The organism is Desulfogranum marinum (assembly GCF_963675105.2).
Classification (GTDB): domain Bacteria; phylum Desulfobacterota; class Desulfobulbia; order Desulfobulbales; family Desulfobulbaceae; genus Desulfogranum; species Desulfogranum marinum.
In genome coordinates, this window is record NZ_CAXXRO010000004.1 from 1,010,001 (window position 1) to 1,022,747 (window position 12,747).

Below are 12,747 nucleotides of genomic sequence, written 5' to 3' on the forward strand. Positions count from 1 at the left end.
GGAGGCACCATTTTTTGTCGGCTACAATGAGGACGGCCTGATCGTGACCAATATGCCCTGTCGTTTGAGCTCTTCACCTGCGGAGAACTCGGCAAGTGTAATGGTGTTGACATCACTCTGTTCCTTCTTTTGCTTGAGAACGTTCATCCAATTCAGATCCAGTGAGAGTTCTTCGATTGAGATAGCTTTTTCAGGATGTGTAAAAGTAGCAATCAGGTACTGCAGTGATTTTTCCGGGATGCCGATGTGTTTTTTTTTCTCTTCAACGGCGAGAGTGGTTTCTACAAGCAGCTTTTCGGTCTCTTCTAATTTTTTACGAGTCTCGTAGCTGGGAGGAGCCAGGTTGCCGAAAGCTTGTTTTTTTCCTTTCAGCATACGTTTCATGGAATCCAGGTGAGCCTTGCGTTCTCTTAATTCCGTCAGCTCTTCACGCAGAGAATTGATTGTTTCCATAGCTGTTGCGGCTAGTATTTCCAACACTTTTTCTTCAAGCATTGCCTGGGTGCTTTCCAGGGAACTGGAGGGGGCAACAAGCAGGTGATCGTAAAAATTAATGGTCTGCATGGCTGCATCTCGTAGAATCATTTCCCCCTGCCGCTCATGACCAAAGGTGGTTTTTATCTCCTTGGACATGGTAAGTAAGGCAATGATATCTACGTTTTTTTGAAGCTGCCCCTTTATGTCTGCAGGTAGGCGTTCTAAGAGCTCTTGAATGTGATCAGGAGACCTGAAAACGGCTCTAAGCTGAGGACTTTTATGGTAGTTGCGACTGCTCAGCGAGATGGGCCCGGGAAGAGCGGCAACGAGTTTACTACTGTATTCCATGGCTTGTTCTATTGCCGGTAATGCTGTTCGTTTATACTTTGGCGCCAACCGAATTTTCGAGTCTGCGATATCAATTGCAGCTTCAAGCGCACAGTTTACCTCAGCGCGGTGTGTATGCTGGAAACCGATGGTCTTGAATTGTTTCTTTACCCATGAAAGGGCAGACAGTTTAGAAGTCGAGCTTGCTGTTTTCATCATTGCACCGGCGATTTGTTCTGGATGGCCAAGAGCAGGCAATGGAGCACTCGTCCTGAACGATGCAGCCAAATGACCATTAATGTATACCTTAAAACACATTGTATTCTGCGCTAGTCGGTTCTCCGCTTTGTGGGGTTGGATAAAGCGTATTCCTTTAACCTGGTTTTTTGTAGAAACTGCCGACAGCAATGGCCCAGTCGGAACGATAGGGTGCTCTCCAGGTATGCCTTGTCGCTGACAGTAGTCCAAGGTCTATTTCTTTATACTCTGCAGCCAGATCCACTGCTATGGCAGGCTGATTGTCTGTTCCCATGTGGGAAAGATCCATGTGGAGGAAATAGATGTCTTCACCGTAGAATACATATCTTTTATATTCCCTATCTGTGAGGCAATAGCCGTTTGAAAGGCTATTAGCAGTGGTCATGCCAAGCACAAACCGTCTCTTTTTATGCCAGAAAGTATAATGGGTTCTTAATTGTTCCGGTTTGGGATAAGGGTGAGGGCTGGAATTGTAAAAACCAAAAAAACCACCCATGCCGCCTGCCATGGTTTGCTGCCAGAGCATCCTGCGGGTGCCTTCCATATCAAGCTTAAATTCAGGTCGCTTATAGGTGTGGCGCTCTTCGTAGAGATGAGGGTGCTTTGTATTGGAACGAATATCATTTGTTATTTCATTGTAACTTCGCGGTCCGTGGGCAGTGGTACTGATGACATCAGCTCCAAAAGAGCCGTAGGCGATAATGGTTGCTGGGGTGCTGGTTATTTCCCAGCCTCTTGCTGACAACAAGTGCTGCCAGCCGAAATGATCATAGAGATACGTTGCCCATGCCTCAATCTGGCCGAGGGTCGTCCATTCCCACAGATCAAAACCGTAGCCCATTGTCCAGCCGGGGAGTGGACCAAGCCGGGCGGCAATGTAGCGCTGTACCCTCTGGTCTGCCCTACCGTTAATCCCTCCCACATTAATTGGGGTGGCTTTTCGGGCATGATCTCCCCATGCCCAGATATGCACTCGCCCTCCTCTGGCATGGGCTTTTTGGATACAGGTCTCCAGTATCCTGAAGGTGGTAATATCGGGATTGGTACTACTGTGCTCTTCTGAGCTATAGGCTGGATAGTTGAACCAGCTGTTGCCGACATTTAGGTGGACAATTTCAAATCCGTTGGCAAATACATTGTCCAGATAGCTGTCCCAAGCCTTTTCGGCAGTTTTGAGATCAGCGCCCAGCTGGTGAAAAAGCCATCCTTTTTCTCTGCCCAGTTTATGGTTCATGAAAACGGTAAAGCTGTACCCTTCAAGATGGGCATCATCACCTTTTTGGATAGCAAATTGGTTGCCTTGGTGGCTAAGGAAACCCTCTATGGCAGCATTCGGGTTGGGGAGAACGGAAACCGAGCCGGTGTGTCCATCAAAATCAGAGTTTTTACTGATGGTGATAAAATTCCACAAACCGGTTTTGACACCAGTGAACCGGAATTTCCAGGTTGCTTCACCATCGTAAAACATGCCTGTTGTTCTCTGCTCACCACTGGCATGGTGGGTAAAGGTAGCCTTTGCCACCAGGTCAAAGGCATTGCCTGGGTAGGAGATATTGCTTAGGGAGAATCCCGCATACGGTGCATACATGGTGATGGTCTTTTGCCCCAGGTTATCACCATGTGCAGGAGGCTGGAAGCACGGAAACAACGTACATAAGATAAAGAGAACCACTCGTGATTGTAAGGAGGCGAACGTAAGCAAATTCATCTGCTGGATATGTTCATTTTGGTAACCGCGATCTCCCGCATTTTAAATTTCTGTATTTTGCCGGTAACGGTCATGGGAAACTCCTCTACAAACCAGATGTAGCGAGGGATTTTATAGTGGGCGATTTTATCGTGGCAGAACCGGCGAATTTCTTCATCTGTGATTGTCATGTCCGCGTGGGGTTGAACCCAAGCCATGATTTCCTCACCGTACCTGTCGTCAGGAATGCCGAAAACAGCAATTGCCGCAACCTTTGGGTGGGTAAAAATGTAGTCTTCTATTTCCCGCGGATAAATATTTTCTCCGCCCCGAATGATCATCTCTTTCAGGCGACCGGTTATTTCAACATACCCATCTTTGTCCATTTTTCCGAGATCACCAGAGTGGAGCCAGCCGTCCTCATCGATAGCTTTGTCCGTAGCCTCTTGGTCGCCATAATAACCTTGCATGATATGATAGCCACGAAAACAAATTTCACCAATTTCAAGGAGCGGTATCTGCTGACCTGTCTTCGTATCAACCACCTGCACCTCCTGATGGGGGAGGTTGCGGCCGACGGTATGGATTCGGCGATGAAAGGTGTCATCCGGCAGGGTTAAGTGAGTGATGGGTGAGGCTTCGGTTTCGCCGTAGCCTATTAGAATCTGAGCACAGTGCATTTCGTTAATAACCTGCTTCATTAGCTCCGGCGGGCAGGGAGCACCTGCCATTATGCCCGTTCGCAGGCTGGTCAGGTCAAAGTCATGGAACCGAGGATGTTCAAGTTGAGCGATAAACATGGTCGGTACCCCATGAACAGCGGTACATTTTTCTTGAGCAATTGCTGTAAGTACCTGCAATGGATCAAAGTGTTCACAGGCAATTACTATACAGGCGCCAACCGAGAGGCAGAGCAGGTTGGCAAGCACCATTCCGAAACAATGGTAAAAGGGAACAGGCACGCATAAGCGATCAGCAGCAGAAAATTGCATAGCTAAAGCGGAAAAGTAGGCATTGTTGAGGATGTTATGGTGGGTCAGCACCACTGCCTTGGGAAAACCGGTCGTACCGGAGGTATACTGAATATTGATTGGATCGTGGTAGTAAAGCTCGCTGGTAATGGTTGTTAGCTGCTCATCAGTAACCTTTTGGCCTGCAGTAAGAACATCCCGCCATGGTATCAGCCCGGGAAGAGGAGAGCTGGTTTTTTCGGGCTCCGCCGGATCATAAAGCATGATATGACGCATGAAAGGAAGTGCTTTGTTGTGGAGTGTGCGTCTGCTGTCCTGCTCCAACTCTGGGAAGAGTTCCTTGACCATTTCAAGATAATTGCTGCTGCGAAAGGCAGGGATGATAAAAAGGCCCTGTACTTCAGAGCGTTGCAATGCATAGGCAAGTTCTTTCTGCCTGTAAGCCGGGTTAATGTTGACCAGAATAGCGCCAATGGTTGCAGTCGCCAGTTGGAGGAGCAGCCATTCAATATTATTAGTGGACCAAACGCCTATACGCTCCCCCTTGCCAAAACCCATACCGATGAGGCCTTTTGCCAGACGGTCAACTTCTTGTGCCATTTCTGTGTAAGTCAGGCGTCGCCCTTGTGGGAGAGAGACAACGGCTTCATTTTCAGGGAATTTTGTAACTATAGCCGCAAAATGCTCAGGGATGGTTGCAGTCAGCAATGGTGGCTCACCATTGGTTCGATAATAGCTCGTTGCTTGGGGCATGGCTTTGCTCCTTCAGCTGTATGTCACCTTGTGCCAGTATGCATCAATACGGTCCTGGATCTCCTGCAATGTTTTCGTATCCCGGTGGGGATGAAAGAGATGGTCGTACCGACCCTGGAGTTTGAGATACTCTTCCACCGGTAGTCGTTTTTTTGGGATTTTAGTATGCACGACCTTCCCGTCGACGTATTCTTTGAGCGGCCACACACCAGTCTGCACTGCTTTTTTGCCTATCTCTATGGAAAGACTTGGGTCAAAACTCCAGCCCGTAGGGCAGGGAGCCAGAGCCAATAAAAGGCGGGGGCCGCTGAGGCTGGAGGCCTTGGCAATCTTTTGGGCAAGGTCAAGCGGTTCGGCTGCAATTATTGTTGCCACATAGGCCGGCTTATGGGCAGCCCAGATAGAGAATAGATCTTTTTTGAAACCGGGATAACCCCGAGAACCCTTGCTTGTTGCTGTTTTTACACCATGGGGGGTAGCTGCAGAGTATTGATGACCAGTGTTGCCGTAGCCTTCATTATCATAACAGAGGTAGATAAAATCGAGGTCGCGGTCAATGGCACCCGACGTGGCTGAGATTCCCATGCCGTAGGCTGATCCGTCGCCGGTGAGGACTATAACCTCAAGGTCATCCTCTTCTTTGATTGCCCCCTTGACCTTAAGAATATCCAGCGCATCCCGAACTCCCTGAGCACCTGCTGGTGCCGATGCCATGGCAGTATAGAGCCAGGCCCCTCGAAACGGGGTGAAAGGATAGACTGAAAGCAGGGTCATGCAGCCGGCTGCATTGACAAACACCGTTTTTTCTCCCATGATGTCATATATTTCATGCAGTGCTGCCAGCCCGCCGCATCCGGGGCACATCGGTGTTCCTGTGCCGAGGATATGTTTTTGGGGTAGATCTCGTTTGCTATGAAAATCTGTAGTGCTCTTCATCTGCTGTCTCCCTGCGCAACCGGTATCGCTCCTGCAATGGTTTGTAACGCGCGCATTTCGCGCATCTCCTCTTCAGTATAGAGAAGCCGTGGCGGAGGAGGAGTACCGTCTGCTGAAGCCTGTTTAAGCACTGAGGCCATTTCGAAGAATTCTTCCTCTTTAATATCCCTGCCACCAAGTCCACCGATAAAACTGGCCAACAATGGTGCATCAGGATGACCGTAAAGTGCGCTTCTGAGTTCAGTGTAAAGAATGCCCCCTTTGCCCATGGAGATGTTTTGATCGATAACAGCCACCCCTTTCTTCCCCTGTAAAGCTTTACAGAGGTGAGCTTCCGGGTAGGGCCTAAGTATCCTGGGACGGACAAGTCCTATTTTCCACCCTGCCTCACGCAGACTGTCGACAGCCTGCTTGGCCTTGGTTGCATAAGAACCGATCATGACAAAAACATACTCGGCATCTTTATTTTGGTATTCTTCCAGCGGTCCGTACTGTCTGCCGAAAAGGTCTGCAAAATCGAGGCATATTTTTTCGTACTGTGGCAGGGCATGGAGGGAGGCCAGATGTGCCTGATATCGAAAATAGGAATAGGTGGAGCCCCCCAGCACTGCGACCCCGGCGCTGACCGGTTCATGGGGACGAAAACGGAGTGAGAAATCAGACGGGTATGGTGGTAAAAAGGCATCTGCCGTCCGGGAATCGGGGAGCTGGACAACTTCCCTGGTAAAGGAAAGATAAAAACCGTCCAGATTGACAATCACCGGCAACCGTACTCCTTCACTTTCGGCCAGACGAAAGGCGATCAGCATGTGATCGACCACTTCCTGACAGGTGGAGCAATGGAGCTGGACACAGCTACTATCACGGGCAGCAAGAATGTCGTTGTGGTCCGGTTCCAGCGTGATGGGAGCAGCCAGCCCGCGCGAAACATTGATGAGCACAAACGGTGCTCGCCAGCCTGCAACAGTGTATAACATTTCCATGCCGTGGAGCAATCCCTGGCTGGAAGTGGCGGTGCAGGTTCGAACTCCTGTCACTGCGGCTGCACCTGCGGCGGTTATCATCGAGTGTTCCGAGTCCATGGTGACCATCCGGCAGTCCATTTCCCCGCCGTCTATCCACTGAGAAAGGTTTTCGATGATTTCTGTCTGCGGGGTAATGGGAAAAGCCGGCAGGTATTCAATCCTGGCCAGGCGGGCTCCCCAGGCTGCGGCACCGTTACCTGTAAGTAGTTCGCGTTGCATTACCTTTCCTCTCCGGACAACCGGGAGGCCTCCTGTTCAGCGAGTGCCTGGATGGCATGGGTCGGACATTGTCCCACGCAGACCAGACACCCTTTGCAGTGTGCATAATCGATTTGCGGAAATCCTTTGGAATCAACATGGATTGCCCCTTCCGGGCAGAAGGTGCTGCAGAGCCACCAGCAGCGGTTGCAGATGGTATGATCAATAACCGGACGTTGGGTCCGCCATAGTCCAGTGGCAAGCTTTTCACTGGTGGCAGCGGCATAGATTGCAGGTGCTGTATGCGGCCCTTGCTCCATAGCCATATCTACCCAATGAGGGGGAGGATAGGTGGCAGCTGCAGCAACTGAAGACTCTATGATTTGGATTTGTGTGGCTTTCATCTCGTCAAAAGAGTCGAGGGCAGTGTTGCTACTCTGCTCGGCAGCGGCTTTATCCAGCGTGACCAGTTCCTGGCGCAGGGCATCGCTGAGTACCTCTCTGGAGAGCACTCCCAGCAAGCGGGCAACAGCGCCGACACAGGCCATCCCCCAAAGAAATGGTGATTCTCTTCCCTCTCCGGCCTTTGGCAGGCAGATAAGGTTACCCTGTATGTGGAGGCGTTGGATCCATTGCTCTGCAGGTAAATCACTGACAAGCAGGACCAGTGTTCTCTTTTCACAGCCTTGGAGGATGGCTGCTGCCGGAACCGGCATCAATGTGTCGTCGACCACTACAACGCAATCAGGTCGTTGAATAATTCCCCGTTCATAAATGGGCGTGCGTGATGCTCTGACATACGCGAAAATAGGAGCACCACGACGTTCTGCACCATACCGCGGTGCATCCTGTACAGCGTACCCTTGATTAAAAAAAGCCCTGCCTAGAATGCGGCTGGCGGTCTTCACACCCTGTCCGCCACGTCCATGAAAACGAATGCGATACATGATTATCCGAGCTCCTTAAAGGGGTGCTTCAAGGCTATTCAATGCATAGGTTAAAAGATGCGCCACCGTTTGAGGTGCATGGCTTTTTCGAGCCTTGAGCGTGAAAGTTGAACTGCAGCCTCTCGGGGCAGCAGGGAATGCTTCTTTGCCAGTTCCAGCACTTCTTCGGTATTGCGCCTGATTTTTTCCTCAATGGTCTGCATGGAAGCGGTTTGGCTGGCGCCGTGATATTCCATGGCGGCACAGATCACCCCGCCGGCATTGGCAATAAAATCAGGGATAACAAGCACACCATGGTCGTGCAGATATTTTTCAGCGTCAGCAGTCAGAGGGATGTTGGCCCCCTGGGCAACGAGTTTGGCCGAGAGGCGGTGGATATTATCTTTATGCAGGACATCCGGGCGGGCCGCAGGAATCCAGATATCACATTCCATGTCAATGACAGCATCCACTCCCCCTGCGACACCTTGAGTGCTGTCAATAATACTTTTTCCTTGGCCTTTGATATCTATGAGCGCCTGAACATCCAATCCCTCAGGATTGTAAAGAGAACCTTTACTGTCAGAGGCGCCGACGAGTACTCCTCCGTGTTCAGTCAGAAAACGGGCAGCATGTTTTCCTACCGCCCCAAATCCCTGGATGACGATTCGTGCACCTTGAAGAGGAAGGTGAATGTGCTCCAGAGCTACATCAATGGTGTGATAGAGGCCCCAGCCGGTTGCACCAATGATATCAAGCGGTATGCCACCTATTTCACTGGGCAGGCCGACCGCACGCCCGATTTCGTCTTTTACCCATGCCATGCATTCTTCATTTGTGCCCATATCCGGGCCGAAGATATAGTCTGACTCACCGCGCAGGGCATAAGCAAAGCCTCTTATAAGGTTTTCTTTCTGCTTGTGCTCCATTTTGGGATTGCCGAAAAGGACCGATTTGCCACCGCCATGGGCCAAGCCTGCAGCAGCATTTTTGAGGGTCATCGCCCTGGCCAGGCGAACACATTCCCCCATGCTGACATTTTCAGCCATCCTTAGTCCTCCGATGGAGGGGCCGGCGGCAACATTATCGACAACTAATATACCTTGGAGGTGTATTGAAGGTTCCTGTATACAAATGATCTTGGCAGGTCCTAAATCATCAACAAAAGTCGCTATCGTTTTTTCCATAACGCTGTACCCCGGTTGTATGAAGAGGATGTAGATAAACAATATGCATTTTTCCGATATTTTCCGGAAAAACCGTCTCTCCTTTCAGTACAGCATAATAGCCTTAGGGTTGTCAAATTTGATTCAGTGCTACACCATTTTCCTGGATGATACATCCTTGGTTTAATTTATCAGAGAGAGGAGGCAAAAGTGGCATATGAGAGCAAGAAAGAGGATTTTTAATTTATACATATGATGATAGGTGGATGCCTGCTTGATCTTATCATTTGCCTTGCTTATACTCGGAAAAACTTTTTTAAAGTATGCTGATGTGTGTTTTTTTATTATTGATTGGAGAAGAGGTTTAATTGAGGGACCTGTGTAGTGTCTTTCCGCTGAGAAAAGTTATGCACGGAAAGACAGTTTGATATCTCAGGCTGAGTGCGTCAATTTGTTAAGAGGTAACATGAAAAAAACAGCGAATGTAGAGATCCTTATTGTCGGCAATGAAATTCTGACCGGGGAAGTCCTCGACACTAATACCAACTGGCTCTGCAAGCTGGTGCACGGACGTGGTGGTGGTATTGCTCGGGTAACGGTTATTCCTGATGAATTGGAAGTGGTTGCCGATGCTGTTCGTGCCGCTGTGGCGCGCAAGGTCGACATTCTTTTTACTTCCGGCGGCCTTGGGCCGACCTCTGATGATTTGACGCTGGAGGCCGTAGCAGCAGGTACTGACCGTAAGACCGTGCTCCATCAGGAAGCCCTTGAGATGGTGAAGCAGCAATACGATTATTTTTTTGAGCAGGGCATTATGGATCAAGGGGGGTTGACACCTGCCCGAGGAAAAATGGCTTGGCTGCCCGAGGGAGCGGAACCACTTTTTAATGCCGTGGGTACAGCTCCAGGCGTTTTTCTTCAGGTCGGAGAAACGGCGATTATCAGTGTTCCAGGTGTCCCATCAGAGCTTAAGGTCATTATCAATCAGTCGATGAAGGAATTTCTTGATAAGATTTTTGGTGAAGGCGAAGCGTTGAATATGTGTGTAGCTGTGGAATGTAATGATGAATCAATGCTGGAACCGGTACTGCTCCGTATTGTGGAACAGTACCCTGAGATTTATACCAAGTCCCTGGCGACGACGCTTGGTGAAAAGAAGGAGTTGGACATCATAATGACCATCACCGGGATTGGGGAAAAGAAAACACTTTTAAGAAAGGCCTATCAGGATCTATGTGTTGGTCTTGTTGAATTAGGATTTAACATTAAGAAGAAAGTTAGTTGAGGGAACCTCAATTCAAAGAGGCAGACGAGTGCCGATATTCTTGGCTGCCTCTCCAATAACCGTCTGCAAAGTGATGACATTTTCCGAAACCATCTCTTCCGACCAGTTCAGCTCTTGCAGGGCCTCCCAGGCAATTTCCCCATTTTCGGCATCCCATATCTGAAAAAAGAGCCGAAGAGTCGCCTTCCTTGTCTCAACAAGCCGTAGTCCAAAGACTCCCAGCCTGCCGCTGGCTCCCTGTTCAAACCCTGCAAGTTTGAGTTGAGCCAGATACCTGGTATGGGTTGCTTGGGCGATCTTGCGGAGTATTTCTGGTTTGAATACGCCCGTATCCTTATACTCCCTATACATATACTCATATTCAGCGGCAAGTCCTGCCTTGTTGATGGCGCTGAGGGTTTCCGGAAGCGAAACTATCTTCAAGTCGCTTCTTTCCTTTTCAAGGATGTTGAAAAAGATAAAGGCCACGGCTTGTTTTTCTTCCTCCTGCCCGGTAACGGTGGATGGCGTCATAAAGGCAATACCCTCTTTTTTCAGGAGTTCTGCTGATAAATTGAACTGTTTGTGATCAATTTTAGAGTAAACTTGGGGAGCACACCCAGAGAGGAAAAGAGGAAGTAGGAGCAGCAGCAAAAAAAAGAGTGATGATGTTTTACGTTTCCGTGCCTGCTGATAAAAAAGCGCAAGCAATGTATTTATCATAACGCCTCCCTGATAAAATACTTAGTATGAAACTAGAGCTACCAATGTGGATGAGGACAGATAAGTGACCATTCTTGATTCGCACCCTCTATTACTAGATATTCGAATTTTAAGGACTTTTGTCAAGCCTATAATAGTTTTCGTTAGGGCGAAGAGAGCATTTGTGCCTGATTGAGGATGGATTTGCTACACAACCTGAGGTTGTTGATCAGGTTTTTCAATGGTCTGTCTAAATGAGGCTAGTTTTTCAGTCGTCTCACCAAGTAAGGATGCAAGAGTGGTGGAAAGATGATCTGATGATGCGTGAGCCTCTTCAGAGAGCTGGAGAATCTTTTTGGTTGCACTATTTACCTGTTGCACATTGGAGCTGACCTGGCGGGTGTTTTCTGAAGCTTGCGAGATCAGGGTAGCAATGGTGTTAATGTGCTCCCGTTGATCTAATGTCGTGCTTTCTATGGCGTTGGTTACGTGATGGAGTTTGTCTGCGTGAGCGTTCATGGTTTCGAAAAAATTGATAAAGGTTTGGCAGTAGCCGTTAATTGCTTCCACCTTGCTCATTATTTCAGTGGCTGACTGTGCTGTTTCCAGTGATAAACTTTTCACTTCGTGGGCAACGACTCCAAATCCTTTGCCTCGTTCACCAGCCTTAACCGCTTCAATGGTTGCATTAAGGGCAAGGATTTTGGTTTGATCGGTTATACGATAAACCGTGTTGATAATTGAATCAATTTCGGTAACTGCATTTTTTAGATCGTCCAGTTGTACGTGGGCGCTGCCTATCCCCTTTACGATATGGTGCGTAACTTGAACCTGGCTTTTCATCTGCTGGTTGATGTCTTGCGTAGTGTTGCTGAGCAATTCTGAAACCTGCGCAACTTCTTTGGTATGCAGCGCTGTATTGTCTGCAATGCCTGTGGCTTCCTCGGTCTGGCGGTTGGTCGTTTCTGCAAGAGCTTCGAGAGATAAAGACACTTCGGTCATCTTCCTGGCCCGGTCATCCAGGTTGTTTATACTGGCAGTCATACTATGGACAAGGTTGTTAATAATCAGTTGCTCTTCCTTATGGCGAGCATCTTTTTCATGCAGTTGTAGCAGAGCCTCACGAAAAGCTACAATTGCTTTACTGAGGATGCCTATTTGGTCTTTTCTGTTTTGCATTGGTATTTCAGGAAAATGTCCCTGACCAAGTTCGGCTATAACCGATGTCAGTTTGCGTAGAGGACGTTCGACCACTATTCCGGTGAGGAAAAAGAGGACAATCATGTTGCCGAAAATGACTATCCCCGCAATAGCGAGGTTCACTCTCTGCTGTCGTTTCTTTTTGGTCTCAAGTTGTTTGTCCATAGCTTGAATATGGTCAACGTGGTTCAGGATTTCGTTGCGTGTCTTTTCTGCCGCCATCCCTTTGTCTGCCACCAACTGCTTGAGCGCAATTAACTTGGATTCAATGTTTGCTGACTGGTCCTGATCCGCATAGGCAGTGCGGATGTATTGGTCGAGGCGGGGCAGGTCCTGTTCAACAGCAGAACTTTGCAGATGTAGTTGCTCGACAGTGGCCAGAAAATCGCCTTGATCGTCAAAAAGGCCATACGTCAGAAGCAGGCACCCCTCGTGGACGGTGACGACTATTTTATTTTTTGCGAGATCCCTTTTCTGTGTGCGGTTAAATAATGGACTGTAAGTTTTCCTGCCTTCAAGTGTCCACTTATCAACCACTGGGTGCTGGTCGGTAATATGTTTAATGATTTCTTGTTTGGGATCTGATTCAAAAAAGTCCGGCAATTTGCTGAAATTATTTTGCAAGCTGACGATCGTTTCCCGGAGATGGGCCGCCATGTTGGTGCGGAGTGCTGTGCTCTGCTCCACCAGGTGGCTGGCCGTGATATCTGCCTGATGATTATTATACAACAAGAGGCCCATAAAACAGTTTGATACCAAGGCAACCCCTATAAGGATTTTCATGCCAAGGGTCGCTTTTAAACTAAAACGTATTTTTTTCATAAGGAGTTGATAGGGGGAAATGAAAAAGTTATGAA

Annotated in this window: 10 protein-coding genes; 1 reads left to right on the plus strand and 9 read right to left on the minus strand. The window is 48.7% G+C overall.

Going from position 1 to position 12,747, the window contains the following annotated elements:
- Nucleotides 1-21 precede the first annotated feature (21 nt).
- From ACHZCY_RS13370 to ACHZCY_RS13400, 7 genes are read right to left on the minus strand one after another with little or no spacing between them, the layout of a single operon-like run.
- Complete coding sequence (locus tag ACHZCY_RS13370) at nucleotides 22-1,122, minus strand: hypothetical protein (RefSeq protein ID WP_319549234.1); 1,101 nt, start codon at nucleotides 1,120-1,122, stop codon at nucleotides 22-24.
- Between the two features lie 55 nt (nucleotides 1,123-1,177).
- Nucleotides 1,178-2,764 carry a DUF5060 domain-containing protein gene (locus ACHZCY_RS13375; protein ID WP_319549235.1) on the minus strand — a complete coding sequence of 529 codons (1,587 nt, stop codon included), beginning with the start codon at nucleotides 2,762-2,764 and terminating at the stop codon, nucleotides 1,178-1,180.
- Nucleotides 2,765-2,766: 2 nt separating this feature from the next.
- The gene (locus ACHZCY_RS13380) at nucleotides 2,767-4,473 is read right to left on the minus strand and encodes an AMP-binding protein (protein ID WP_319549236.1); all 1,707 of its coding nucleotides are present in this window, start codon (nucleotides 4,471-4,473) and stop codon (nucleotides 2,767-2,769) included.
- 12 nt (nucleotides 4,474-4,485) lie between these two features.
- The gene (locus ACHZCY_RS13385; RefSeq protein ID WP_205224697.1) at nucleotides 4,486-5,409 is read right to left on the minus strand and encodes a thiamine pyrophosphate-dependent enzyme; all 924 of its coding nucleotides are present in this window, start codon (nucleotides 5,407-5,409) and stop codon (nucleotides 4,486-4,488) included.
- Nucleotides 5,406-6,653, minus strand: a complete 1,248-nt coding sequence (locus ACHZCY_RS13390; RefSeq protein ID WP_319549237.1) for a pyruvate synthase — start codon at nucleotides 6,651-6,653, stop codon at nucleotides 5,406-5,408. Before ACHZCY_RS13390 ends, ACHZCY_RS13385 begins: the two co-directional genes overlap by 4 nt.
- Nucleotides 6,653-7,579: a 2-oxoacid:acceptor oxidoreductase family protein gene (locus ACHZCY_RS13395; protein ID WP_319549238.1), complete on the minus strand. Its 927-nt coding sequence runs from the start codon at nucleotides 7,577-7,579 to the stop codon at nucleotides 6,653-6,655. The genes ACHZCY_RS13390 and ACHZCY_RS13395 overlap by 1 nt, the downstream gene beginning before the upstream one ends.
- A 50-nt stretch (nucleotides 7,580-7,629) precedes the next feature.
- Nucleotides 7,630-8,745: a Glu/Leu/Phe/Val family dehydrogenase gene (locus ACHZCY_RS13400; RefSeq protein WP_319549239.1), complete on the minus strand. Its 1,116-nt coding sequence runs from the start codon at nucleotides 8,743-8,745 to the stop codon at nucleotides 7,630-7,632.
- A 445-nt stretch (nucleotides 8,746-9,190) separates the two neighbouring features.
- Between ACHZCY_RS13400 and ACHZCY_RS13405 the strand changes: the two genes are divergently transcribed.
- Nucleotides 9,191-10,009, plus strand: a complete 819-nt coding sequence (locus ACHZCY_RS13405; protein ID WP_319549240.1) for a competence/damage-inducible protein A — start codon at nucleotides 9,191-9,193, stop codon at nucleotides 10,007-10,009.
- 12 nt (nucleotides 10,010-10,021) lie between these two features.
- Here the strand turns inward: ACHZCY_RS13405 and ACHZCY_RS13410 are convergent, their stop codons facing one another.
- Together ACHZCY_RS13410 and ACHZCY_RS13415 are read right to left on the minus strand one after the other, a co-directional pair.
- Entirely contained in the window at nucleotides 10,022-10,711 is a 690-nt protein-coding gene (locus tag ACHZCY_RS13410; RefSeq protein WP_319549241.1) for a hypothetical protein, read from the minus strand.
- 186 nt (nucleotides 10,712-10,897) lie between these two features.
- Entirely contained in the window at nucleotides 10,898-12,712 is a 1,815-nt protein-coding gene (locus ACHZCY_RS13415) for a methyl-accepting chemotaxis protein (RefSeq protein WP_319549242.1), read from the minus strand.
- Nucleotides 12,713-12,747: the final 35 nt, after the last annotated feature.

Coding starts and splice junctions, on each gene's coding strand:
- ACHZCY_RS13410 (WP_319549241.1), bottom strand. CDS start 10,711: ATGATAAATACATTGCTTGCGCTTTTTTATCAGCAGGCACGGAAACGT.
- ACHZCY_RS13385 (WP_205224697.1), bottom strand. CDS start 5,409: ATGAAGAGCACTACAGATTTTCATAGCAAACGAGATCTACCCCAAAAA.
- ACHZCY_RS13390 (WP_319549237.1), bottom strand. CDS start 6,653: ATGCAACGCGAACTACTTACAGGTAACGGTGCCGCAGCCTGGGGAGCC.
- ACHZCY_RS13415 (WP_319549242.1), bottom strand. CDS start 12,712: ATGAAAAAAATACGTTTTAGTTTAAAAGCGACCCTTGGCATGAAAATC.
- ACHZCY_RS13395 (WP_319549238.1), bottom strand. CDS start 7,579: ATGTATCGCATTCGTTTTCATGGACGTGGCGGACAGGGTGTGAAGACC.
- ACHZCY_RS13405 (WP_319549240.1), top strand. CDS start 9,191: ATGAAAAAAACAGCGAATGTAGAGATCCTTATTGTCGGCAATGAAATT.
- ACHZCY_RS13380 (WP_319549236.1), bottom strand. CDS start 4,473: ATGCCCCAAGCAACGAGCTATTATCGAACCAATGGTGAGCCACCATTG.
- ACHZCY_RS13370 (WP_319549234.1), bottom strand. CDS start 1,122: ATGTGTTTTAAGGTATACATTAATGGTCATTTGGCTGCATCGTTCAGG.
- ACHZCY_RS13400 (WP_319549239.1), bottom strand. CDS start 8,745: ATGGAAAAAACGATAGCGACTTTTGTTGATGATTTAGGACCTGCCAAG.